Raw genomic sequence first — 22,373 nt, forward strand, 5'->3', positions numbered from 1 at the left:
CCTTGTTGCATGCCCGGCGCATAGGTGTCACCGCCGTGGCCGTGCTCGCGGCCCTGGCGGGAACACCCGGGCTGGCCCAGGCCCGGCAGCCGTCCGCTACGACGGCGTCGGCCGCTTCCGACGACGGCCTGCCCCCGGGGTGGCGCGTCACCGGTGAGGGTGCGTCACGTCAGCTGGTGTGGCGCGCGGAGCGACCCGTGCCCATGGGGGACGCGCGGGTCGAGTTCCACGCGGGCGGCCGGCTGCTCGGGGTGCCGAAGCCGGCCCGGGACGGCCGTACCTTCCGGCTGTCCCTCGACCGGGCCGCGTCGCTGACGGACCTCCAGGTCCTCGCGGCGGGCCGCCGGCTGGACGAGAGCGCCGCAGACTCGGACGCACCGTCGAGGGATTCCCTGGCGGCCGCGCGTCCCCCGGCCGCGCTCCCGGCGAACCCGGTGGACCCCGGCAAGCCGGGCGCGTACCGCACGGTCACCGGTGAGTACGACCTCGCCCCGGTGAAACTGCCCGACTTCCCCCAGCCGGTCGAGATGCAGGCCGTGGTGGTCGCGCCGAAGGGCGCCACCGGCAAGCGGCCGCTCGCGCTGTTCCTGCACGGCCGGCACGCCACCTGCTACAAGCCGGGCGGCGGCGACGACGGCGTCACCGGTGACTGGCCCTGCCCCACCGGGCTGAAGGCGATCCCGAGCTACCAGGGCTACCTGCAGGACCAGAAGCTGCTGGCCTCGCAGGGCTATGTCACGGTGTCGATCTCGGCGAACGGCATCAACGGCCAGGACTGGGCGGCCGAGGACGGCGGTGCCCAGGCCCGTTCGTCCCTGGTGCGCCGGCACCTGGCGAAGTGGGCCGGCTGGGCCGCCCACCCCGCCGACGCGCCGGCGGCCGTACGCACCGCGCAGGTGGACCTGGACCGCGTCCTGCTCGTCGGCCACTCGCGCGGCGGCGAGGGCGTCAACCGGGCCGCGATGGACAGCCTCTACCCGGCGCCCGCCGCCCAGGACGGCTACCGGGGCCCGGTCCGCTGGAAGATCCGCGGGACCGTGCTCATCGGCCCGACCGTCTTCGGCCAGAACCCGGTCGCCGACGTCCCCTCCACGACGATCCTGCCCGGCTGCGACGGTGACGTCTCCGACCTCCAGGGCGAGGTGTACGCCGACGGCACGCGCGGCGTCAGCAAGGGCACCGCCCTGCACAGCTCCGTCTACGTGGTCGGCGCCAACCACAACTTCTTCAACACGGAGTGGACCCCGGGCAAGGCCCAGGCGCCCGCGAACGACGACTTCTGGGACGACCCGGAGCGCACGGACCGCGACCCGGTCTGCTCCACGGGCACCCGTACCCGGCTGACCGCCGACCAGCAGCACCGGGCCGGCGCGACCTACATCGCCGCGGCCGCCCGGCTGTTCGTGGCCGGCGACGACCGGGTGCGCCCGCTGCTCGACGGCACCGGCCGGCGCGCCCCCTCCGCCGACCCGGCCCGGGTGCTGACCCACGCCGTGGGCGCCCGCCGTACCGGCGCGTTCCTGCCGGACGCCGGGGTGAAGGTGACCGGCGGCAGGCTGTGCGCGGCCGTCGACCCGGCCCCCGCCAAGGCCTGTCTGGGCGCGGACGCCCACGGCTCCTCCCCGCACTTCGCCACCTGGGCGCTGGAGAAGGAGGCCGGCCGCGGCGCGGTCGCGCTGAAGTGGTCGACGCCCGGCAGGGCCACGAAGGTCACCCCCGCCAAGCCGCTCTCCCTGTCCGGCGCCAAGAACCTGACGCTGCGCGTCTTCGTGCCGCCCAACACCACCGGCACCAAGCTGGACGTGTCACTCACCGACTCCGCCGGTCACCGTGCCAGGCTCGGCCAGGTGAAGGTCGACGGGCTGCCGGGCACCGTGCGGACCTCCTCCTACTGGGCGCGCGAGGTGCGGGTCCCGCTGACCGCGGCCACCCGCGGCAGGTTCGACCTCAAGCACGTCAAGTCGCTCGAGCTGACGCCGCGTTCGCGCTCCGGGCGGGCCTGGCTGATGGACGCCTGGGGCTGGGCCCCCGGCACCCCGGCGGTCGCGGCGGCCACCCTGCCGCGGGTCGACATCGGCAGGCTCACGGTCAAGGAGGGCGACTCCGGCACCCGCACCTACCGCGTCCCGGTCAAGGTCACCGGACACGGCACGGGCCGGGTCCGCTTCTCCGTCATCGACCCGGACACCGGCCGTGCCGTGGACAAGCTGGTCGCCGTGCGGCCCGGAGCGAACCCGCTGAATGTGTCGGTCGTGGTGAAGGGCGACACCCGCTTCGGCTACGACCAGCGGCACGACGTCGTCGCCAAGGCCGTGCGCGGTGCGGTCATCGGCTCGTACCAGGGCGGGGTCACCGCGCAGAACGACGATCCCGCGCCGAAGGTGACGCTGACGCCGGTCACGGACAAGGTGACCGAGGGCGGGACGCTGACCTGGCGGATCTCCCTCTCCGAACCGGCCGACGTGGTCTTCTGGCAGCCCGTCCGGGTCCTGCCGGTCACCGAGGGCACCGAGCTGTCCACCAAGGACGTGGACCCGCAGTGGCTGCTGGACTGGTCCGGTGACCTGCCCGACCCGGAGCGCCCGCTGTCCAGCGCGAACCTGTGGGCGTGGATGGGCGTCCCGGCCGGGTCCACCACCACGGACTTCACCGTGAAGACGGTGCGGGACCAGGTGGCCGAGCCGGTCGAGTCGATGCGGCTGGCGCTGACGGACGAGAACGCCGAGCCGCTGCCGGACGGGCCGGTCCTGACGGGAACGGTCGAGGACGCGCCGTAGGCGGTCGTCACTCAGGGGGCATGGACCGGGCGGTCCATGCCCCCTCTTGCGTGTTCAGAGCGTGATGCGGATCCCAACCGTGCCGTCCAGCCCGCGCCGCAGCCTGCTGCCCAGGAGAGTGAGCCGCCCGAGGACGCCGTACTTGCGGGCCAGCAGGGTGCGGTAGCGGGCCGTGGTCCGGGCGTCGCAGATCTCGGCGGTGGCCGGGACCGGTGCCCCGGTGGGATTGCCGCGTACGTCGCAGGGGCCCACGAGGACGTCGGCGCGGGCCCGGATCCGCTTCACCTTCCAGGCGTCGGCGGCCGACCAGGCCCCGAGCGTGTCCCCGTCGCGCACCACCCAGACCGGGGTCGCGACCCCGGTGCCGTTCTTGCGGTAGCTGGTGATCAGCAGGTACTTGCCCGCTCCGAGCCGGTCGAGCGCGTTGTCGTCCATGCGGGCAGTCTAGGCAGGCTGATCCCGACCTCGGCAGCCCCGGACCGTGGTCGGCGCGGCCGCGCGATGCTCCCCGGGGCCGCCGGTGCGGCGCGGCCCGGCGACGGCGGTTTCCGGGCATCCCGGCACGGATTCCGCCGGTCGCCCCCCGGGTGCCGGCTCCCTTGCATAGATTGCTTGCCGATATCACGCCTCCCCCTTCCCCCTCCTGCCGCCGGAGCCGAACCCATGACGTCCGTCACCCCCACGCCGGAGAACTCCCGTATCGACATCACCCAGCCGCACACCGCCCGCATCTGGAACTACTGGCTGGGCGGCAAGGACCACTACGAGGTCGACCGGGCCGCCGGCGACCGCATCCGGGAGTTACACCCGGACATCGGGGAGTACGCCCGCGCCGACCGGCTCTTCCTGGGCCGTGCCGTGACCCATCTGGTGACAAGGGCCGGGATCCGCCAGTTCCTCGACATCGGCACCGGGCTGCCCACCGCCGACAACACCCACGAGGTGGCCCAGCGGCTGGCTCCGGACTCCCGGGTCGTCTACGTCGACAACAACCCGCTGGTCCTCGCGCACGCCCGGGCCCTGCTCAGCAGCACGCCCGAGGGCCGCACGGACTACCTCGACGAGGATCTGCGCCACACCGAGGCGATCCTGGAGCACGCGGAGAAGACCCTGGACCTCGCGGAGCCGGTGGCGCTGATGCTGCTCGGCGTGGTCATCTTCGTCGGCGACGACGAGGACCCGTACGCCCTGGTGCGTCGGCTGCTCGACCGGCTGCCGACGGGCAGCCATCTGGTGCTGTCGCACACCGTCACCACCCCCGCGATGCCGGACGTGGACGAGGCCGTGCGGTTCTGGAACGAGCACGGCACTCCGAAGCTGACCCAGCGCACCCCCGAGCGGGTGGCGCGCTTCTTCGACGGTCTGGAACTGCTGGAGCCGGGCGTGGTGTCGTGCTCGCGCTGGCGGCCCGAGCGGCAGGCGGCGGAGCCGGAGCCGGCGGAGGTGGCGATGTTCGGCGGAGTGGGACGCAAACACTGAGGTGGCGGCGCGGCCGTCCGGCGGGCGACGGCCGGGCGCGAGGTGATCACTTCCGGGCTGAACACGACCGGGCGCTCGCACGTATGGGGGTGAGGGCACTCAACGACCGGAGCGCCCCGCGGTGTTGGAGCCGCACAACCGGGGTTTTCGGGAGCTGGGCATGAGGCACGCACGACGACGGATCGTCCGGCGAGTGACACGGCTGGCGGCAGTCGGCGGACTCCTCCTGGGCGGGACCATGGTCACCCAGGCGGCCATGGCGACCGAGACACCCGCCACCTCGGCGACGCCGCGCGCCGCCCCGGAGTCCGTGGTCACCAACCCCGGTGCGGCGCTGGTCAAGAAGCTCGGCACGGCGCGCACCGCGGGGACCTGGCTCGACGACGAGGGACGCCCGGTCGTGGCAGTCACGGACGACGAGTCGGCCGCCACCGTGCGCAAGGCGGGCGCCCGGCCCAAGCTCGTGGACCACAGCATGAACGAACTGAAGTCGGCGGCGGCGACGCTGCGTTCGGCGCCCACGGTGCCCGGCACCGCGTGGGTGACGGACTACAGGACCAACGAGGTCATCGTGCAGGCCGACAGCACGGTGTCGGCCTCCGACTGGGCGAGCCTGACGAAGACCGCGACGGGCATCGGCAGTTACGTCCGGATGGAGCGCACGGCGGGCAAGTTCACCACCCGGCTCAACGGTGCCCAGCCGATCCTGTCGACGGGCGGCCGCTGCTCGGCCGGGTTCAACGTGACCAACGGGACGAACGACTTCATCCTGACCGCCGGGCACTGCGGGCCGACCGGGTCGACCTGGTTCGCCGACAACACGGCGCAGCAGCAGGTGGGCGAGACCGTGCAGCAGAGCTTCCCGGTCAACGACTTCTCGCTGGTGCAGTACGCCAGTGGCAAGGCCGGCGACGGCGCCGACGTCGTGGCGATCGGCAACGGCAACGGGGTGCGCATCACCGGCACGGGCGACGCGGCCGTGGGCCAGCGGGTGTTCCGCAGCGGCAGCACCACGGGCCTCAAGGACGGGCAGGTCACCGGGCTCGACGCAACGGTGAACTACCCGGAGGGCACGGTCAGCGGGCTGATCGAGACGAACGTGTGCGCCGAACCCGGGGACAGCGGCGGCCCGATGTTCTCGGAGGGCGTCGCGCTCGGCATCACCTCGGGCGGCAGCGGCGACTGCACGACGGGCGGCACGACGTTCTTCCAGCCGGTGACCCGGGCGCTGGCCCAGCTGGGCGTGACGCTCATCGTGTCCGCCCCGGCCGACGGGCAGGGCGGCGGCGCCGCGGCCTCCGGTGGCCCCCAGCCGTCCCTCTCCCCCACCCAGGCGGCGATCGCGCCGGGTTCGACCTCGCCGGGCTCGACGACCCCGGTGACGGGCGTCGGCGGGACGTCCCTCGCGGCGCGGCTCACCGACCCGAACGCCATCGGCCCCGGCCTGCTGGTCATCGGCGGCAGTCTGGTCGCGCTGGTCGCCACCCGCTACTTCCGCGCCGAACAGGACCGCCGGGCCTACCGCGACTACTACTCGGCGACCTGGGGCTGAGCCGGGCAGGCAAACGAAAAGGGCACCCGGTCAGGGTGCCCGCTTCGGCCTACGAGGATCAGACCGCGTTGAGCGGCTGCGGGGCCGCGGCGGCCCACTCCAGGACGAGGCGCTGGTACTCCGCGCGCTGCTCGACACTCAGTGTCCCGCCCGACCGCAGCCACAGGGCCCGGATCTCCTCGTTGACCTCGTCAGCCGAACGATCGGAAACGGTTTCAACAGTGGTGGACATGGTGTGAAGCATACGACCCTCAGAGTGAAGGCCACGTGAGTAAGTACTGATAATTCGGTCATTCCGCACCGTGTTACTGATCACGTCCCCCTGTACACCGCCATCTGTCAACCCCTGTCGGCCCGTTCGTCCTTCCCGGCCCCCAACACCAGGACCTGGATGGCCAGAACGGCGGCACCGCGCGCCCAGTCGTGGAAGTCGGACACCTTCGTCTCCAGGTCGACGGGGGCGGCCAGCGGATGCCGGTGGGAGCGGATGGTCTCCGCGACCGTGACGCCGGCCACCTCCATCAGGCCGACCCCTTCGCCGGCCAGCAGGATCTTCTGCGGCATGGCGAAGTTGGCGATCTGGGCCACCAGCGTGCCCAGGGCGCGGGCCGCCTCCTCGACGACCCGGGCGGGCAGGGGCTCGCCGCCGGCGGCGCGGGCGAGGATCTCCTCGTACGTCCACGCGCGGCCGGTGGCGGCCTGGACCTGGTAGCGGATGCTGGGGACGGTCAGCAGCGAGACGGCGCTGCCGCGTCGGCCGTCGGGCGTGAGCGGCCCGTGGGGGTCGACGATCCAGTGGCGGCCGAAGCCGCGGCCCTCCTCGGCGCACGGGACCCGCCGGCCGCCGAGGACCAGTCCGTAGCCGAGGCCCGCGCCGATGGTCAGGACGGCGAAGCGGTCGAGGCCGCGGCCGGCGCCGAACCAGGTCTCCGCCTCGACCAGGGCGGCGACGTCGTTCTCGACGACCACGGGCAGGCCGGTGCGCTCCTCGACGAGCGCGGCGAGCGGCACGTCCCGCCAGCCGAGGAAGACCGACTCGCCGACCACGGCACGGTCCCGGACGAACCCGCCGACCCCGATGCCGACACCGGCGATCCCGGGGTGCGCGCCGGTCAGTTCCGCGGTCATCTCACCGAGGAGGGCGACCACCTCGGCGGGCTCATGGCTGGTGAGCGGGCGGTCGTACCGGGCGACGATGTCGCTGCGCAGGGTGGTGACGACGCCGTAGACCAGATCCGCGGTGATCTTGAAGCCGAGGAAGGAACGGGAGCCCGCGACCACGTCGAGCGGCTGCGAGGGGCGCCCCTGCCGCACCTCGGCAGGGGTTCCCGCCTCGGCCGCCTCCACGAGCAGGCCCGACTCGATCAGCGGCTTGGTCAGCCGGGTGAGGCTGCCCGCGGAGAGGCCCAGCCGGTGTGCGAGGTCGGTGCGGGACAGCGGCCCGTGGACCAGCACCTCGATCGCGACCGAGCGCTCCTGGGGGCTCAGCGGCAGCCAGCTGGCGGTACGTGCGGTCATGCGGGTCAGTCTCCCCAGGGCCGGCGGGCACGATCTTTCTTTCACGGCAAAAATATCAGGCCCGGCTCCGGACTCAGCCCGGCCGGACCAAGCGGACCGAGGAGCCACCATCGACCCTCTTGACGGCCAGATTCTTTTGCGATGAAAGTAAGGCTCTCGGCAAACGAAGGGCACCCCTCCCATGACGTTCTCGCTCGGCATCGTCGGCGCCGGCCAGTTCTCCGGTCAGTTCGCGACGCTGTTCCAGGCCCATCCCGGCGTCGGTGACGTGTACGTCACCGATCTGCTGCCCGAGCGGGCCGAGCAGCTCGCCTCCGCGCAGGGGCTGGCCGGTACCTTTCCCTCGTACGAGGCGATGCTGGAGTCGCCGGCGGTGGACGCCGTCGCGATCTTCACCCAGCGCTGGACCCACGGTCCCCTGGTGGTCCAGGGCCTGAACGCCGGGAAGCACGTCTATTCGGCCGTGCCCATGGCGATCAGCACGGAGGAGATCGCGGCGATCATCGACGCGGTCAGGGCGACCGGGCTGACGTACATGATGGGCGAGACCAGCCAGTACAACCCGGCGACCGTGCACGCCCGCAACCAGATCGCCGAGGGCGCCTTCGGGCGGCTCTTCTACGCCGAGGGCGACTACGTCCACGACATGGACCTGGGGTTCTACGAGGCGTACCGCTACAGCGGCGGCGAGAACTGGAAGGCCACCGCCAGCTATCCGCCGCTGCTGTACCCGACACACTCGGTGGGCGGGGTGCTCGGCGCCTGGCAGACGCACGCGGTGAGCGTGTCGGCGATCGGGGTGGTGGACGAGCGTGGCGACGGCGTCTTCGACAAGGACGTCAGCCAGTTCGGGAACGACGTCTCCAACGCGACCGCGCTGTTCGAGGTGGCGGGCGGCGGTTCGTTCCGCACGAACGAGTTCCGGCGGGTGGGCTACCCGTCCCACCTGCGTGAATCACGGTTCCGGTTCTTCGGGACCGAGGCCAGCATGGAGCAGCTGGCGACGGTGGCCCTGTGGCAGGACAAGAAGGGCGTGCGGGACATCAGCGAGCTGCTCGAACCCAGGCCCACCCTGTCCCCCGACGACCCCTCGCTGCGGCACATCGCGCCGGAGCTGCGGGCGGCCTTCACCTCCGGGTCGGCGCCGGTGCACGACCGGGCGCGGCTGCCCCGCGCGTTCGACACCCTGCACAACGGGCACGAGGGCAGCCACCACTTCCTGGTCGACGACTTCGTGACGTCGGTGAACGCGCGCACACTGCCGTCGGTCAACGCCTGGGTGGCCGCCCGCTACACCCTGCCGGGCATCATCGCGCACGAGTCCGCGCGGCAGAGCGGGGTCAGGCTGGAGATCCCGGACTTCGGGGACGCCCCGGAGAGCTGAGCCGAGGCCCGCCGGCCGGGGCCGGGTGCCGTCAGGTGCCCGGCTTGCGGCCGTAGACGAAGACGTCGTCGCCGTTCCTCAGCAGCGACCAGTACTTCTTGGCGGTGGTCGTGGTCATGTTGACGCAGCCGTGGGAGCCCGGCGGGTTCCACATGCTGAGGTTGACCGAGTGGAAGGCCTGGCCGCCGTCGAAGAACTGGCTGTAGGGCATCGGCACGTTGTAGATGTTGGACACGTGGTCGATGTCACGCCAGTAGATCTTCTTCAGCCCGGTGCGGGTCTCGTACCCGTTGCGGCCCGTGCGGACGGGGACGGGGCCGTAGACGAGCCGGCTGCCGTCCTGGATCCAGCTGAGCTGGAGGGTGAGGTTGACGCAGGCGATCCGGCCCTTGTTGGTGGGGCACCGGCCGGCTGCGTTGGGGTGGTTGCCCACGGCCTTCTGCTTGTTCATGAGATCCATCACGCCCCAGGTGACGGAACCCGCGTAGCCGATGTTCGGCGTGATGCCGTGCTTGTTCTGGAACGCCTGGATGGCGCGGCAGTCGGCGGCCGACTGCCTGCCGTCGACGGGCCGGCCGAGGAACTTCTCGACCTGCTTCTGGTACGGCCCGGCCTGCGTGGTGCAGGTGGCGGCCTGGGCCGGCGCGGCGCCCAGCACGAGCGTCAGCGGGGCGAGCAGCCCCGTGACCCCGAGCGCGACGGCTCCTCTTGTGCGTATGTCCCCCATGGGTGCCCTCTTTCCGGCGCGGTTGCGATCTCGACAACCTAGACCGGTGGGCGGGGTGCGTGGTTGTGGTCCGGGGCAAGCTGTGACGAATCAGTGAAGTAGGCCCGGCCGACGAAATGGAGTTCGTTCACACATGTCCGGTTTTGTCCAGCAACTTCCCGCGCTCATAGGGGTCGTGATCGGTGCCCTCGGTTCGTATCTGGCGGTCGTGCGCAGCGACCGGGCCCGGTTCGGGCGGGAGCAGGCGGCGCGGTGGGAGGAGCGGCGGCTGTCGGTGTACTTCGACTACGCGCAGGCGTTGAAGAGGTCGGTGATCCTGACGTACCGCGTCGCCGCCCACCTCGGCAACGACCCGCACCCGCACCCGATGGCCCTGGCGGAGGCCGAGCCGCTGCTGGCGGAGGCCACCGACGGGCGGGACCCGGCCGGGGAGGCGCTGATCATGCTGGGCAGCCGGCAGGTGGTGGACCGGGCCCGGGTATGGGTGCGGGTGGTGATGGACATGGAGGCGTTCCTGCGGGCGGGGACCGTCGACCCCGAGGCCTGGCAGGAACTGCTGGAACGGCAGCGGGCCGGCCGTGAGGGCTACTACACGGCCGTGCGCGAGGACCTGGCGCTGCCGCCGGGGCATCCGGCGCGCTGGCCCACGATGCCGGTTTCGGGCGGATGAGGGATCAGCGGTAGCCCGTCACGTCCGCCGGCTTCCCCGCGTCCTGGACCTCGACCAGGTAGCGCCAGGCGTCGGGGCGGCTGCCGTCGAGGTCGGTGTAACCGTAGAGGGCGGCGAGGCCGCCGCTGGACAGGGACCGGCCGTTGAAGCGTGCCACGTCCGGGTCGGCGGCGAGGGCGGCGACGGCCCGGCCGACATAGCGGGGTGTCTCGGAGATCGCGAAGTGGGGTTCGGCGGTCAGGGCGTCACGCCAGGTGTCCTCGGTGACGCCGAACGCGTCGAGCATGATCTCCGAGCGCATCCAGCCTGGGGTGAGGGCGACGGCGGTGGCGCCGCGCGGGCCGAGTTCATGCCCGAGGGAGAACGCCATGCGCAGCACGGACGTCTTGGCGAGGTCGTAGAAGAAGCTGTTGCGGTAGGTGACGCGGTTGTACTCGGCGGTGCCGTCGGTCATCTCCACGACCAGGCCCCCGGGGTGCCGCAGCAGGAGCGGGAGGGCGTGGTGGCTGGTGATCGCGTGGGTCTCGACGGCGAGGCGGAGCAGTCTGAGTCCGTCGTCGAGGTCGTGCTCCCACACGGGGGTGTCCCACGCGAAGAGGTGCTCGGCGCCCCAGATGTCGTTGACGAGGACGTCCAGCCGGCCCTGCTCGGTGTCGATGCGTTCGACGAGCGCCCTGACCCGGTCGGGTTCGAGATGGTCCGTGGGGACGGCGATGCCCCGCCCGCCGGCCTCGGTGACCAGGTCGGCGGTGTCCTCCAGGGTCTCGGGGCGGTCGTACTCGGAGCGGCGGTCGCGCGTGGTGCGTCCCGTCACGTAGACGGTGGCCCCGGCCGCGCCCAGCTCGACGGCGACGCCCCGTCCGGCGCCCCTCGTCGCCCCCGCCACCAGTGCGACCCTGCCCGCCAGCGGACCCGACCTGTCCGGCCCCATGTCCGGCCTCCTCGTGTTCCTCGACTGCTGCTCGGTGTCGGGTCCAGGGTCGCGTGGAAGCCGGACATCTTCTGTCGTCTTTTCCGGCGGGTTCGCCGGCGGTCACCCGGTGGGGCTCAGCCGCTCCGCGAGTTCGTCCTCGTCGGCGACGAACCAGAGCTGGCGGCCCCGGTTCGCCTCGTACACGAAGTCGCGGAGGGCGGAGCTGTCGGCGAGGTGCCGGGAGATGTCACCGACGACGGCCAGCCGCAGCCGGTAGTTCGCGAACTTCTGCACGACCGCGCCCGCGACCCCCGACCGCAGCCGGAAGAACTCCTCCCCGCAGCGCTCGGCGGGGACCACCACCAGTTCCGCGTCGTGTCCCATCGCGTCACCGATCAGGTCGAGCGCGGCGCGCTCCCCGTCCAGCGCCGGCCCCTCGGGGGCACAGCGCAGGACGCGGGTGGTGTGCAGGGTCGTGAGCGTGGGTGCGGTGTCGGTCATGCGGATGATCGTAGGAGTGTCCTACGGCCGTGCGCGCGCCCTTTCCCGGCCACGGCGTCAGTGCCCGCGGGCGATCCACTCCTGGAGGTGGGGTGCCTCCGCGCCGATGGTCGTGGCGTCGCCGTGGCCGGTGAGCACCTTGGTGTCGGGAGGGAGGGAGAGCAGCTTCTCGCGGATCGAGGTGATGATCGTCGGGAAGTGGGAGTAGGAGCGGCCGGTGGCGCCGGGGCCGCCCTGGAACAGGGTGTCGCCGGTGAACAGGACACCGAGGCCGGGGTCGTACAGGCAGACCGCGCCGGGGGCGTGCCCGGGGGTGTGCAGGACGGTGAGGTCGGCGCCGGCGGCCTCGATGACCTGGCCGTCGGCCAGATGGGCGTCGGGCTCGCGGTCCGGGTGGGTGAGCTTCCACAGCGGCAGGTCGTCCGGGTGCAGCCAGATGGTCGCGCCGGTCAGCTCGGCGAGGGCGGGGGCCGCGTTGACGTGGTCGTTGTGGGCGTGGGTGCACACGATCGCGGTGAGCCGGCGGTCGCCGACGGCCGCGGCGACGGCGGCGGCGTCATGGGCGGCGTCGATGACGATCGCCTCGTGGTCGTCGCCGACGATCCAGACGTTGTTGTCGACGTCCCAGGTGCCGCCGTCGAGGCTGAACTGCCCCGAGGTGACGAGTCGTTCGATCCGGGCGGCCATCACAGCACCACCACCGAGCGCAGCACGTCGCCGTGGTGCATCCGCTCGAACGCCTGCTCCACCTCGTCGAGGGCGATCGTCTCGGTGACGAACGCGCCGAGATCGAGGCGGCCCTGCTGGTGCAGGTCGATCAGCATCGGGAAGTCGCGGGAGGGAAGGCAGTCGCCGTACCAGGACGACTTCAGGGCACCGCCGCGGCCGAAGACGTCCAGGAGCGGCAGTTCGAGCTTCATCTCCGGGGTCGGGACGCCGACCAGGACGACCGTGCCGGCCAGGTCACGGCCGTAGAAGGCCTGCTGGTACGTCTCCGGGCGGCCGACCGCCTCGATGACGACGTCCGCGCCGAAGCCGCCGGTCAGCTCGCGGATCGCCTCGACGGCGTCCTTCTCCTTGGAGTTGACCGTGTGGGTCGCGCCCATCTTCTTCGCCGTCTCCAGCTTGCGGTCGTCGATGTCGACGGCGATGATCCGCGCCGCGCCGGCGAGGTCGGCGCCGGCGATCGCCGCGTCACCGACGCCGCCGCAGCCGATCACGGCGACCGTGTCCCCGCGGCTCACGTTGCCGGTGTTGATCGCGGCCCCGATGCCCGCCATCACGCCACAGCCGAGCAGCCCGGCCACGGCGGGCGACACCGCCGGGTCGACCTTGGTGCACTGTCCGGCCGCCACGAGCGTCTTCTCGGCGAAGGCTCCGATGCCGAGGGCCGGGGACAGCTCGGTACCGTCGAGGAGGGTCATCTTCTGCCGGGCGTTGTGCGTGTCGAAGCAGTACCAGGGGCGCCCGCGCAGACAGGCCCGGCACTGGCCGCACACCGCACGCCAGTTGAGGATCACGAAGTCGCCCGGGGCGACGTCCGTGACGCCCTCGCCGACGGACTCGACCACACCCGCCGCCTCGTGGCCGAGCAGGAAGGGGAACTCGTCGTTGATGCCGCCCTGCTGGTAGTGCAGGTCCGTGTGGCACACCCCGCAGGCCTGGATCCGTACGACGGCCTCGCCGGGGCCGGGGTCCGGGATCACGATCGTCTCCACCCGCACCGGCTCGTTCTTCCCCGGCGCGATCACTCCGCGTACGTGCTGCGGCATGGGGTTGCCCCTTTCTTCGGCGGTCATCCGTCCCAGGTAGGACCCTACGCGTGACGGAGTGGTCAGGGCACGGGCGACAGCTCCGGAACCCCTCCTGCGGGCCGCGCCCGGCGACCGCCGCCGTAGCCTGAGGGCTCCGCCCGAGCGCCGAGGAGCCCCGTGAGCAACGCAGAGACAGCCGGCATACGACCCCCGTGGCGGCTGCTGCTCGACCATGTCCGGCCCCACCGCGGGACCCTGCTGGCGGGGGCGGTGCTGTCGCTGGTCACCGGGGCGACCGGGCTGCTGCTGCCGCTCGTGGCGCGGGGGTTGATCGAGGACCTGTCCCACGACCGGCCGATCACAGGGGCGTTGTTCCTTCTGACGGGCCTGGTCGTCGCCAACGCGGCGGTGGGGGCGCTGGGTTCGTACGTGCTGCGGCGCACCGCCGAGTCCGTGGTGCTGGGCGCGCGACGGGCGCTGTCCTCGTATCTGCTGCGGCTGCGCATCCCGGCCGTTGACCGCACCGAGCCCGGCGACCTGATGGCCCGGATCACCTCCGACACCACCTTGCTGCGCGAGGTCACCACCGACTCGTTGGTGGGCCTCGGCACCGGCGGACTCACCCTGGCCGCGACGGTCGTGATGATGGCGCTGGTCGATCCGGTGCTGCTGGGGGTGACCCTGGCCGTGATCCTGTGCGCGGGAGCGGTCCTCGGGGTGATCGTGCCGCGGATCAACCGGGCCAGCCGGCAGGCACAGGACGCGGTCGGGGTGATGGGGGCCTCGCTGGAGCGGGTGCTGGGCGCGCTGCGCACCGTGAAGGCGTCCGGTGCCGAGCCCCGGGAGGAGCGGACGCTGCACGCGGCGGCCGAGGAGTCCTGGCGGCAGAGCGTGCGGGCGGCCAAGTGGTCGGCGGCGGCCGGGAACACGGCCGGGCTCGCCATGCAGAGCGCGTTCATCACGGTGCTGGCGGTGGGCGGGGCGCGGGTCGCCACGGGGGCGATCGGTGTCGGCACCCTGGTGGCGTTCCTGCTGTACGTCTTCTATCTGATGGCGCCGATCCAGCAGGTCGTGGGCGCGATCACCCAGTACCAGACGGGCTCGGCCGCCCTCGCCCGGATCCAGGAGGCGCTGGCGCTGCCCGCCGAGCCGGTGGGCCGGCCCGCCCCGCTGCCCTCCCCCGCCGCCGAACCGGCCTCGCTGTCCTTCACCGACGTCCGCTTCCGGTACGCCGACGACCTGCCCTACGTCCACCACGGGGTGACGTTCGACGTCCCGGCGCGGGGCATGACGGCGTTCGTCGGCCCGTCGGGCGCGGGCAAGACCACGGTGTTCTCGCTGATCGAGCGGTTCTACGATCCCGAGTCCGGCTCGATCAGCCTCGACGGGCGCGCCCTCGGGGACTGGGAGCTGCCGCTGCTGCGGTCGTCCATCGGGTACGTCGAGCAGGACGCGCCGGTGCTGTCGGGCTCGCTGCGCGCCAACCTGCTGCTGGGCAACCCGGAGGCGGACGAGGACACGGTACGGCGTGTGCTGAAGACGACCCGGCTGGACGGGCTGGCCGACCGGCTGCCGCAGGGCCTGGAGACGCTGGTCGGACACCGGGGGACGAAGCTGTCCGGCGGGGAGCGGCAGCGGGTGGCCATCGCCCGCGCGCTGCTGCGCCGGCCCCGGCTGCTGCTGCTCGACGAGGCGACCTCGCAGCTGGACGCGGTGAACGAGGCGGCGCTGCGGGACACGGTGGCCGATGTCGCCCGGACGACGACGGTGCTGGTCGTGGCGCACCGGCTGTCGACGGTGACGACGGCCGACCGGATCGTCGTCATGGACGCGGGCCGGGTGCGGGCGGTGGGGACGCACGCCGAGCTGGTGACGGGCGATCCGCTCTACGCCGAGCTGGCGGCGACCCAGTTCCTGGCGGCGTCCGAGTGAGGGAAGGCCCCCGGGGGCGACGCCGAAGGGGCCGCCCCCCGGCGGGAGGGCCCGGGCGACGGCCCCACGGGGCCTGCGGCTACTGGACCGCGGGGAGCAGCCCGGTGACGGGGGCGACGAGGTCGGTGACCTGGTGCAGTTCGCTCAGCTTGGTGAGCTGGTGCACGTTGTTCAGTTCGGCGAGCTGGCGGGAGACCGTCGGCAGGTCGGCCCGGTGCTCCGCCGGCATCCCGTCGGCGGCCAGCGAGTCGATCAGGGCCATCGGGTGGATCCGGCCGGCGGAGGGGGCGTCGGCCGCGTTCGCCAGGGGTGCGGCGAGGCCCGTGACACCGGCGGCGAGGGCGGCGACTGCGGCGATGCGTCGAGTGGAGATCATGCCCGCACAAACGCCGCGGGCGCCGTCGCGGACACGGGTGGCGGACCGGGCTCACTCAGGAGGCGGAGCCGTGGCCGCTGCGCTTGCCGAGGCCCGTGGGGCGGAGGACGCTCGAAGGTGAGGGACCGGCGGCCCGGCTCCCCACGGTCCGCGGCCCTCCAAGGAGGTCACCATGGGCACTGCGGCAAGTTCCGGCTTCTCCACCGACACGCTGCGCAGGGGCGTCGAGGGATCGACCCCCTCGGATCTGCTGTCCCTCTACGCGGACGACGCACAGCTGCGCATCGTCGACCGCAACACCCAGCCCAGCAGCCCGCGGGTGCTGCACGGCCGGGCGGAGATCGGCGAGCTGCTCCAGGACGTGTACAGCCGCGACATCAAGGCGCACAAGGTCGACGACTGCATCGTGCAGGGCGACCGCGCCGCCTTCACCGAGTCCTGCGAGTACGCGGACGGCGTGCGGGTCCTCTCCGAGTCGATGATCACTCTGCGGGACGGCAAGATCGTCGACCAGATGATGATCCAGGCATGGGACGAGTAGGGAGGAAGTTCGCCGGGGTCCAGGTCACCTCCCGGCTGACCTGGACCTTCTCGGCCCGGCTGGGGCGCTCGCGCGGCCACCGCTCCGCGCTGCCGGGGCCGGCGTCGGCGGCGGGCCGGAAGCTCTCCGTCGCCGTGCTGCGCACGCTCCTGGGCACGGCCCGCCGGCCGCGCCCGCTCCCTCCCGGCACCCCCGTACCGGCACCGGCCCGCGCTGCCGGTGCGCCGCCGCCGGACGCGCTGACGCCCGGCGCGGGACGGTGCGTCAGTTCAGCGACCAGCCCTGGTTGGTGGCGCCGCTGCACGACCACAGCACCAGCACGGAGCGGTTGGCGGTGGCGGCACCGTTGACGTCGAGGCACAGGTTCGCGTGGACGTTGGTGATCGTGCCGTCGCCGTTGACGTTCCACTTCTGGTTGTTCTGGCCGTTGCAGTCCCAGATGACGACCTTGGTGCCGTTGCCGGTGCCCTGGTTGTAGGCGTCCAGGCACTTGTTGCCGTACACCACGAGTTCCTTGCGGGAGGTGTACGTCCAGGACTGGTTCTGGCCGCCGTTGCAGTCCCAGATCTCCGCCTGCGTGCCGTTGGTGACGGTGTTGTTGTAGACGTCCAGGCACCGGCTGGACGCCTTGCCGACGACCTGGGTGCCGTTCACGCCCGCCAGGGGTCTGACGGTGATGTCGGCGAGGGCCGGGGCGTTGCTGAAGGCCAGTGTGTTGGCCGAGCCCTTGGACAGGCCCACCAGGAGGCTGACCGTGCCCTGGCCGGAGCCGGTCGGCGGGAAGGAGACCGTGGTGGCGCCCTGGCCGTTGACCTTGAGGGTCGCGGTCCTCGGCGTCGAGGCGGTGTTGGTGTAGGCGACGTCCACGATCTTGGTGCCGGTGGCGCCCGCGGTCACACCGGAGAAGCTCGACGTACCGGTGTAGGTGCTGCCGGAGGCCTCGGTGCCGCCGGAGACGGTGAGCATCACCGAGCCGCCCGCCGGAACGCTCTGGGTGTAACTCGTGCTGTACGAGCCGACGTCCGACCGGGACCACAGGTCGCGCACGGTCGCCGAGGCACCGGTCAGCCCCAGGTCGGACCAGCGGACGGTGATGTTCGCGGCGGCGGAGGTCCGGTTGAGCAGGACGACGGCCCGCTTGCCGGTGCCGGCGAGGACCTTGCCGTACACCTGGAGGCCGGTGGTGTCCTCGGCGACCTTGACGCCCTGGAGTCCGCGCGCGTCCTGGTCGACGGCGATGACCTCGGGGTTCTTGAGGATGTCGGCGGTCTCGGCGGTCATGGTGGTGAGGTCGTTGCCGGCCAGCAGCGGGGCGCCGGAGACGGCCCAGAGGTTCATGTGGGTGCGGTTCTGCGCGGCGGTGAAGCCGCTCATGCCGACCATCAGCATGTCCGGGTCGTTGTAGTAGCCGGTGTGCTGGGCGAGCGGGTGCAGGCCCTGGTCGAAGTTGGACAGCAGGTTCGTCATGGACGGCGAGTTGCCGTAGAAGATGATGTCGGTGCTGGTCCGGTACATCGGGGCCAGGCCCGGGGCCCAGTTCCAGGGGTTGCCGTAGCCCCAGTTGCAGACGGAGAGGGTGAGCGGGCGGCCCGTGGTGGCGCTCGCCCGGGCGACCGCGTCGCTGATGGCGGTGTACGTCGTCTGCGGGTCGAGGCCCTCGGCGTCACCGCCGCACCAGTCGACCTTCACGAAGTCGAAGCCCCACTTCGAGAACTGGAGCATGTCCTGGGCGTAGTGGCCCTCACTGCCGCTGCCCGGGGCGGCGGGGCGGCCGGTCGGGTAGTAGTAGCCGCAGCCGTCCTTGCCGGCGTCCGTGTAGATGCCGGCTTTGAGGCCCTTGCTGTGGATGTAGTCGGCGATGGCGCTCATCCCGCCGGGCCACTCGGACTCGTCGACGGTGATGTTGCCGGCGCTGTCGCGGGTGCCCTGCCACCAGCCCTCGTCGATGTTGACGTACTGGTATCCGGCCGCCGGCAGGCCCGCCCCCACGAACGCGTCGACCTGTCCCTTGATGACGCTGTAGTCGATCTTCGCGGCGAAGCTGTTCCAGGACGCCCAGCCCATCGGGGCCGTGGGCACCGCGATCTGACGGGCCGTCGCCGCCTGCGCGGGGGCGGGAGCGGCGAACACCAGGGCGGCGGTCGCGGTCAGCGCCAGGGCGAGGAGGCGCACGGCTGCGGTTCTGCAGCGTCTGAGGAGGCTGGGACGCGGAGGGGGATACATGCGGCGACTCCGAGGGGGATTCGACATCTCGAACGAGGATCGGCTAACCGAACGGCTGCGCGCCCGAAAGTAGAGCCGCCGGAGGGGCAAGTCAACGGCTGCGACAGAAGTCATGTGACCGGTCTCAAGGAAAACGGTGTGACCGGTCTCAACGAGCGTGAGGTGACCGGCCTGCGGGATGAAGTGACGTTCCGCTTCGGGTCGTTGGCCCCACCGCGCCCCTGCCGCCGCCATACTGTCCGACGTGCGAGTGGCGATCATGACGGCGGGCTCCCGGGGCGATGTCGCCCCCTTCACCGGTCTGGGGCACGCCCTGGTGCGCGCGGGCCACGAGGTCACCCTGGTCACCCATGAGCGGTTCGCAGCGCTCGTGACCGGCTCCGGGGTGGGCTTCCATCCGCTGCCGGTCGACCCGCGGGCCGAGCTGGAGTCGGAGCGCGGCCGGGGCCTGCACGACAGCTCCAGCGGGGCGGGCAAGCTGCTGCGGGCGGTCCGGCTGGCGCGGGCGGTGGTCGGCGACATGACCGACGATCTCCTGACCGCCGCGCACACGGCCGACGCCCTGCTGGCGGCCGCCCCGCTCGAGCCCCTGGCGCGGACCATCGCCGAGGGGCTCTCCCTGCCGATCCTCGGTCTCCACCTCCAGCCCGTCGCGCCCACCCGGGAGTTCGCCCCGCCCCTGCTCGGCGGCGGCTCCTGGGGCGCCCTCGGCAACCGTCTCGCCGGGCACGGTGTCCAACGGGCCGTCGACCGGGTCTTCGCCCCGGTCCTGCCCGCCGTCCGCGCCCGGCTCGGTCTGCCGGCCAGGGGTCCGCGCTCGCGCGGGCACCGGTTCACCCCGGTGCTGCACGGTTTCAGCCCCCTCCTGGTGCCCCGGCCGCGCGACTGGCGCCCGGGGCTCGACATCACCGGCTACTGGTGGCCGTACGACCGGGATCGTCAACTCCCTGAGGCCCTGCGGGAGTTCCTGGACGCGGGGCCGCCGCCGGTCTTCGTCGGCCTGGGCAGCGCGACGGTGCCCGATCCTCAGCGGCTGAGCGCCGAGATCGTACGGGGGCTGCGGCTGGCGGGGCTGCGCGGGGTGATCCAGCGCGGCTGGGCGGGCCTCACGGCCGACGGCGACGACCTGCTGACCGTCGACGAGGTCCCGCACTCCCTGCTCTTCCCCGAGACGGCCGCGGTGGTCCACCACTGCGGCGCGGGCACCACGGCGGCCGGGGTCCGCGCGGGCGTCCCGGCCGTACCGGTCCCGATCCAGTTCGACGAGGCCTTCTGGGCCGACCGCCTCGTGACGGCGGGGGTGGCCCCCCGGGCCGTCCCCCTGCGCCGGCTCACCGCCGAAACCCTGGCCGCTGCCCTCGCCGACGCCACCCGCGACCCCCGGTACACCGAGCGAGCAAGGGAACTGGGCACCCGGGTACGCGCGGAGGACGGCACAGGACGAGCGGTGCAGGCGGTGTCCCGCCTACGGTGACCGGGCAGCCGGGGTGAGCGGCTCGGGGGCTGACGGCCGGGGTCCGACTGGAGCGGCGAGGGCCTGAGCAGCCGACCGGAGCGAGCGGAACCAGGGGACCGACCGGGGCGGGGAAGACCCGCCGGGCGGCAGAACAGACGAGCCCGAGGACCGCCCGGAGCGAGCGAGACCCGGGAACCGACCGGGGCCGGCGAAGCCCAAGAGTCCGGCACGGTCGGCTGGAGTGAGTGCGGTCCGGTGGCCGGTCGCGGTGCTGAAGGTGTGAGGGTCGGCCGGAGCCGGGCAAGGGCGAGAACCAGCCACAGCGGCCAGGCCCGGCAACACGTGTCCGGGAGATGGGCGGTGTTCAGTCGGGCCGGCGTGGGCCTGTGGGCGGGGCCTGGGGGCCCTGCGGCAGCCATCCCGGTGGTTGCAGGATGCCCAGGAGCTGGCGGACCAGTTCGTCGACCACCTCGTCCAGGGTGGCGTCGACCCAGCCGGCGCTCCAGTCGTGGAGGAGGCCGTTGACGCTGCCGATGAAGGCCGCGGCCGAGAGGCGGTAGTCGCGGGGGGCCGCCTCGCCGCGTTCGACGGCGGCCGTGGCCTCGGCGCAGATCAGCTCGATCCAGCGGGCACGGCGGGCCAGGCGCTGCTCCTCCAGACGCGGGCTGATGCCCACGATCTCGACGAAGGTGATCCGGATCCGGCTCGGATCCGAGGTGACGTCGGCGGCGTAGGCGCGGAAGATCGCCGTGACCCGCTCGGCCAGCGGCAGGCCCTCCGCCGCCGCGAAGGCGGCCACGACCGCCTCCTCCGCCCAGTCGTTGACCTGGAGGTGGAGCACCGCGAGGACGTCCTCGAGGGTGCGGAACTCCTCGTAGAACTGCCGCGTCGACAGCCCCGCGGCCTCGCTGAGCGCCGCGACCGTCGTCCCGCGGTAGCCGGGGGTGCCCCCGAACAGTTTCAGCGCCGCGTCGAGGAACCTGCCGCGCCGCTCCGCCTGCCGTTCGGCCGCGGTCCTGCCGCCGTACCGGCCGGTCGGCGCCCTGAGCCTGCCCGTCACTGCACCCTCCCGAGTCGCTCCGTGCTCCCCCGTCGCCAATTTTGTCGTGCACGGAGTCTTGTGGCGAAGGGCACCCCTTCCTTACTTTCCAGTAAGTACATTCTGAACGCAGCCGTGTTCAGATTTGCGCTTCTTCGAGCCGCTCAGCCCTGCCCCACCCGTTTCCCCACTCCGGAGGAGTGAGCACTCATGGCCGCCTTCAGGCCCGGGCACCTCTGTGCCGTAGCCGCCGCCCTCGTCCTGTCCGTCACCGCCCCCGCGACCACGGCCCAGGCCGCGTCCGGCGCCGCACTGCGCGAGGTGATGTTCGTCGGCAACAACTGGGAGGGCACCGCGGACGTCATCAAGTCCACCGGTGACTTCGCGAAGGTCGGCCGGATCAATGTGATCCCCGACAAGGACGCGCGGATGGCGGAGATCAACGCCGATCCGATCAAGTGGATCTACTTCACGGCCATCCGCAACGGCGTCGGCGAGGGCCACGACCAGTTCGTGGACGACATGTACTCCACGCCGGACGGGAAGTCCGTGGTCGTCTCGCGCCCCAGCTTCGCCGACGTGGTCTCCATCAACCTCTCCACCGGTGCCATCAACTGGCGCTTCCCGGTGTCCGGTTACCGCTCCGACCACATGGCCGTCTCCCCCGACGGCACCCGGGTCGCGGTCTCCGCGTCGACCGCCAACACCGTGCACGTGCTGGACATCAACACGGGCAAGCAGGTGGGGTCGTTCGCCACCGGCGACAAGCCGCACGAGAACATCTTCACCAAGGACGGCAAGTACATCTACAACATGGCGATCGGTGATGTGAACACCAGTCTCGACGCCCCGTGGCTGGACTGGACGAAGGGCGACCGGCGCATCACGGTCGTCGACGCGACCACCTACAAGCAGGTCAAGATCATCGACATGCGGCAGAGACTGGACGCGATCGGCCTCACCGACTACTCCGACGCGGTGCGCCCGGCGGTGTTCTCGCCCGACGAGTCCAAGCTCTACTTCCAGGTGTCGTTCTTCAACGGCTTCTTCGAGTACGACCTCGCCAGCGACAGCATCACCCGCACCAAGACCCTGCCGAAGAACCCGGCGACGAGCGACGACCGCACCACGTTCGTCAACGACTCCCGCCACCACGGTCTGTCGATGAGCCCGGACGGCAGCAAGCTGTGCGTCGCCGGCACCATGGACGACTACGCGACGGTCGTCAACCGCAGCACCCTCCAGGAGGGGCCCCTGGTCACCGCGTCCAAGCCGTACTGGGCCACGGTCAGCGGCGACGGCAAGGACTGCGTGATCTCCGAGAGCGGCGCCGACCAGGTCACGGCGATCGACTTCGCCACCGGCAAGAAGGTCCTGTCGATCCCGGTGGGCGACCACCCGCAGCGGGTGCGGCTCGGCCATGTCGCGGCCGACTGGACGGGCACCGGCAGCTGATCGGGCGGCACCGGAGGGGGCGGGCGCCCGGCGCCCGCCCCCTCCTTCGCGCGCTGTGGCACGGTGTCGTGCTCTC

General features: G+C 72.2%; 20 protein-coding genes. 9 read left to right on the top strand and 11 right to left on the bottom strand.

Going from position 1 to position 22,373, the window contains the following annotated elements; all coding sequences use genetic code 11:
- Window positions 1-2 precede the first annotated feature (2 nt).
- Entirely contained in the window at window positions 3-2,777 is a 2,775-nt protein-coding gene (locus U5640_RS02725) for a hypothetical protein (RefSeq protein ID WP_340374192.1), read from the top strand.
- A gap of 54 nt (window positions 2,778-2,831) precedes the next feature.
- On the opposite strand, the gene U5640_RS02730 is transcribed toward U5640_RS02725, so the two are convergent.
- Entirely contained in the window at window positions 2,832-3,212 is a 381-nt protein-coding gene (locus tag U5640_RS02730) for a PPOX class F420-dependent oxidoreductase (protein WP_340374193.1), read from the bottom strand.
- 228 nt (window positions 3,213-3,440) lie between these two features.
- On the opposite strand from U5640_RS02730, the gene U5640_RS02735 reads away from it, so the two are divergent.
- Complete coding sequence (locus U5640_RS02735) at window positions 3,441-4,256, top strand: SAM-dependent methyltransferase (protein ID WP_340374194.1); 816 nt, start codon at window positions 3,441-3,443, stop codon at window positions 4,254-4,256.
- Window positions 4,257-4,416: 160 nt separating this feature from the next.
- Window positions 4,417-5,808 (top strand): S1 family peptidase, encoded by a 1,392-nt coding sequence (locus tag U5640_RS02740; RefSeq protein ID WP_340374195.1) that lies wholly within the window; start codon window positions 4,417-4,419, stop codon window positions 5,806-5,808.
- A gap of 58 nt (window positions 5,809-5,866) precedes the next feature.
- Here U5640_RS02740 and U5640_RS02745 read toward each other — a convergent pair whose 3' ends face one another.
- Both U5640_RS02745 and U5640_RS02750 read right to left on the bottom strand, forming a co-directional pair.
- Window positions 5,867-6,052: a hypothetical protein gene (locus tag U5640_RS02745; RefSeq protein WP_055632074.1), complete on the bottom strand. Its 186-nt coding sequence runs from the start codon at window positions 6,050-6,052 to the stop codon at window positions 5,867-5,869.
- Between the two features lie 95 nt (window positions 6,053-6,147).
- Complete coding sequence (locus U5640_RS02750) at window positions 6,148-7,326, bottom strand: ROK family transcriptional regulator (RefSeq protein ID WP_340374196.1); 1,179 nt, start codon at window positions 7,324-7,326, stop codon at window positions 6,148-6,150.
- A 181-nt stretch (window positions 7,327-7,507) separates the two neighbouring features.
- On the opposite strand from U5640_RS02750, the gene U5640_RS02755 reads away from it, so the two are divergent.
- A complete protein-coding gene (locus U5640_RS02755; protein WP_340374197.1) occupies window positions 7,508-8,710 on the top strand; it encodes a Gfo/Idh/MocA family oxidoreductase in 1,203 nt (400 codons plus the stop codon).
- A gap of 31 nt (window positions 8,711-8,741) precedes the next feature.
- On the opposite strand, the gene U5640_RS02760 is transcribed toward U5640_RS02755, so the two are convergent.
- A complete protein-coding gene (locus U5640_RS02760) occupies window positions 8,742-9,437 on the bottom strand; it encodes a L,D-transpeptidase (RefSeq protein ID WP_340374198.1) in 696 nt (231 codons plus the stop codon).
- 133 nt (window positions 9,438-9,570) lie between these two features.
- Between U5640_RS02760 and U5640_RS02765 the strand changes: the two genes are divergently transcribed.
- On the top strand, window positions 9,571-10,107 hold the full coding sequence (locus U5640_RS02765; protein WP_340374199.1) for a hypothetical protein: 537 nt from the start codon (window positions 9,571-9,573) through the stop codon (window positions 10,105-10,107).
- A gap of 4 nt (window positions 10,108-10,111) precedes the next feature.
- On the opposite strand, the gene U5640_RS02770 is transcribed toward U5640_RS02765, so the two are convergent.
- The 4 genes from U5640_RS02770 to U5640_RS02785 form a co-directional block, all read right to left on the bottom strand.
- Window positions 10,112-11,038 carry an SDR family oxidoreductase gene (locus U5640_RS02770; RefSeq protein ID WP_340374200.1) on the bottom strand — a complete coding sequence of 309 codons (927 nt, stop codon included), beginning with the start codon at window positions 11,036-11,038 and terminating at the stop codon, window positions 10,112-10,114.
- A 102-nt stretch (window positions 11,039-11,140) separates the two neighbouring features.
- Complete coding sequence (locus tag U5640_RS02775; RefSeq protein ID WP_340374201.1) at window positions 11,141-11,521, bottom strand: DUF4180 domain-containing protein; 381 nt, start codon at window positions 11,519-11,521, stop codon at window positions 11,141-11,143.
- 57 nt (window positions 11,522-11,578) lie between these two features.
- On the bottom strand, window positions 11,579-12,208 hold the full coding sequence (locus U5640_RS02780; protein WP_340374202.1) for an MBL fold metallo-hydrolase: 630 nt from the start codon (window positions 12,206-12,208) through the stop codon (window positions 11,579-11,581).
- Window positions 12,208-13,293, bottom strand: coding sequence for an S-(hydroxymethyl)mycothiol dehydrogenase (locus tag U5640_RS02785; protein ID WP_340374203.1), 1,086 nt, complete (start codon window positions 13,291-13,293; stop codon window positions 12,208-12,210). The genes U5640_RS02780 and U5640_RS02785 overlap by 1 nt, the downstream gene beginning before the upstream one ends.
- Window positions 13,294-13,452: 159 nt before the next feature.
- Here U5640_RS02785 and U5640_RS02790 point away from each other — a divergent pair, with 159 nt between their 5' ends.
- Window positions 13,453-15,207, top strand: coding sequence for an ABC transporter ATP-binding protein (locus U5640_RS02790; RefSeq protein ID WP_340374204.1), 1,755 nt, complete (start codon window positions 13,453-13,455; stop codon window positions 15,205-15,207).
- 79 nt (window positions 15,208-15,286) lie between these two features.
- Here U5640_RS02790 and U5640_RS02795 read toward each other — a convergent pair whose 3' ends face one another.
- Window positions 15,287-15,583, bottom strand: a complete 297-nt coding sequence (locus U5640_RS02795) for a hypothetical protein (RefSeq protein WP_340374205.1) — start codon at window positions 15,581-15,583, stop codon at window positions 15,287-15,289.
- A gap of 172 nt (window positions 15,584-15,755) precedes the next feature.
- Between U5640_RS02795 and U5640_RS02800 the strand changes: the two genes are divergently transcribed.
- Window positions 15,756-16,124 carry a nuclear transport factor 2 family protein gene (locus tag U5640_RS02800; RefSeq protein WP_340374206.1) on the top strand — a complete coding sequence of 123 codons (369 nt, stop codon included), beginning with the start codon at window positions 15,756-15,758 and terminating at the stop codon, window positions 16,122-16,124.
- A gap of 264 nt (window positions 16,125-16,388) precedes the next feature.
- On the opposite strand, the gene U5640_RS02805 is transcribed toward U5640_RS02800, so the two are convergent.
- A complete protein-coding gene (locus U5640_RS02805) occupies window positions 16,389-18,347 on the bottom strand; it encodes a ricin-type beta-trefoil lectin domain protein (RefSeq protein WP_340374207.1) in 1,959 nt (652 codons plus the stop codon).
- A gap of 259 nt (window positions 18,348-18,606) precedes the next feature.
- Here U5640_RS02805 and U5640_RS02810 point away from each other — a divergent pair, with 259 nt between their 5' ends.
- Window positions 18,607-19,821, top strand: coding sequence for a glycosyltransferase (locus U5640_RS02810; protein WP_340384899.1), 1,215 nt, complete (start codon window positions 18,607-18,609; stop codon window positions 19,819-19,821).
- A gap of 346 nt (window positions 19,822-20,167) precedes the next feature.
- Here the strand turns inward: U5640_RS02810 and U5640_RS02815 are convergent, their stop codons facing one another.
- Complete coding sequence (locus U5640_RS02815; RefSeq protein WP_340374208.1) at window positions 20,168-20,863, bottom strand: TetR/AcrR family transcriptional regulator; 696 nt, start codon at window positions 20,861-20,863, stop codon at window positions 20,168-20,170.
- A 189-nt stretch (window positions 20,864-21,052) separates the two neighbouring features.
- Here U5640_RS02815 and U5640_RS02820 point away from each other — a divergent pair, with 189 nt between their 5' ends.
- A complete protein-coding gene (locus tag U5640_RS02820; RefSeq protein WP_340374209.1) occupies window positions 21,053-22,297 on the top strand; it encodes a YncE family protein in 1,245 nt (414 codons plus the stop codon).
- Window positions 22,298-22,373 lie beyond the last annotated feature (76 nt).

It is taken from the genome of Streptomyces sp. SS7, from assembly GCF_037993025.1.
GTDB lineage: Bacteria > Actinomycetota > Actinomycetes > Streptomycetales > Streptomycetaceae > Streptomyces.

What these genes read in the sequence shown, in the direction of transcription:
- U5640_RS02730 (WP_340374193.1), bottom strand. Translation starts at nt 3,212, where the DNA reads ATGGACGACAACGCGCTCGACCGGCTCGGAGCGGGCAAGTACCTGCTG.
- U5640_RS02735 (WP_340374194.1), top strand. Translation starts at nt 3,441, where the DNA reads ATGACGTCCGTCACCCCCACGCCGGAGAACTCCCGTATCGACATCACC.
- U5640_RS02740 (WP_340374195.1), top strand. Translation starts at nt 4,417, where the DNA reads ATGAGGCACGCACGACGACGGATCGTCCGGCGAGTGACACGGCTGGCG.
- U5640_RS02745 (WP_055632074.1), bottom strand. Translation starts at nt 6,052, where the DNA reads ATGCTTCACACCATGTCCACCACTGTTGAAACCGTTTCCGATCGTTCG.
- U5640_RS02750 (WP_340374196.1), bottom strand. Translation starts at nt 7,326, where the DNA reads ATGACCGCACGTACCGCCAGCTGGCTGCCGCTGAGCCCCCAGGAGCGC.
- U5640_RS02755 (WP_340374197.1), top strand. Translation starts at nt 7,508, where the DNA reads ATGACGTTCTCGCTCGGCATCGTCGGCGCCGGCCAGTTCTCCGGTCAG.
- U5640_RS02760 (WP_340374198.1), bottom strand. Translation starts at nt 9,437, where the DNA reads ATGGGGGACATACGCACAAGAGGAGCCGTCGCGCTCGGGGTCACGGGG.
- U5640_RS02765 (WP_340374199.1), top strand. Translation starts at nt 9,571, where the DNA reads ATGTCCGGTTTTGTCCAGCAACTTCCCGCGCTCATAGGGGTCGTGATC.
- U5640_RS02770 (WP_340374200.1), bottom strand. Translation starts at nt 11,038, where the DNA reads ATGGGGCCGGACAGGTCGGGTCCGCTGGCGGGCAGGGTCGCACTGGTG.
- U5640_RS02775 (WP_340374201.1), bottom strand. Translation starts at nt 11,521, where the DNA reads ATGACCGACACCGCACCCACGCTCACGACCCTGCACACCACCCGCGTC.
- U5640_RS02780 (WP_340374202.1), bottom strand. Translation starts at nt 12,208, where the DNA reads ATGGCCGCCCGGATCGAACGACTCGTCACCTCGGGGCAGTTCAGCCTC.
- U5640_RS02785 (WP_340374203.1), bottom strand. Translation starts at nt 13,293, where the DNA reads ATGCCGCAGCACGTACGCGGAGTGATCGCGCCGGGGAAGAACGAGCCG.
- U5640_RS02795 (WP_340374205.1), bottom strand. Translation starts at nt 15,583, where the DNA reads ATGATCTCCACTCGACGCATCGCCGCAGTCGCCGCCCTCGCCGCCGGT.
- U5640_RS02800 (WP_340374206.1), top strand. Translation starts at nt 15,756, where the DNA reads ATGGGCACTGCGGCAAGTTCCGGCTTCTCCACCGACACGCTGCGCAGG.
- U5640_RS02805 (WP_340374207.1), bottom strand. Translation starts at nt 18,347, where the DNA reads ATGTATCCCCCTCCGCGTCCCAGCCTCCTCAGACGCTGCAGAACCGCA.
- U5640_RS02810 (WP_340384899.1), top strand. Translation starts at nt 18,607, where the DNA reads ATGACGGCGGGCTCCCGGGGCGATGTCGCCCCCTTCACCGGTCTGGGG.
- U5640_RS02820 (WP_340374209.1), top strand. Translation starts at nt 21,053, where the DNA reads ATGGCCGCCTTCAGGCCCGGGCACCTCTGTGCCGTAGCCGCCGCCCTC.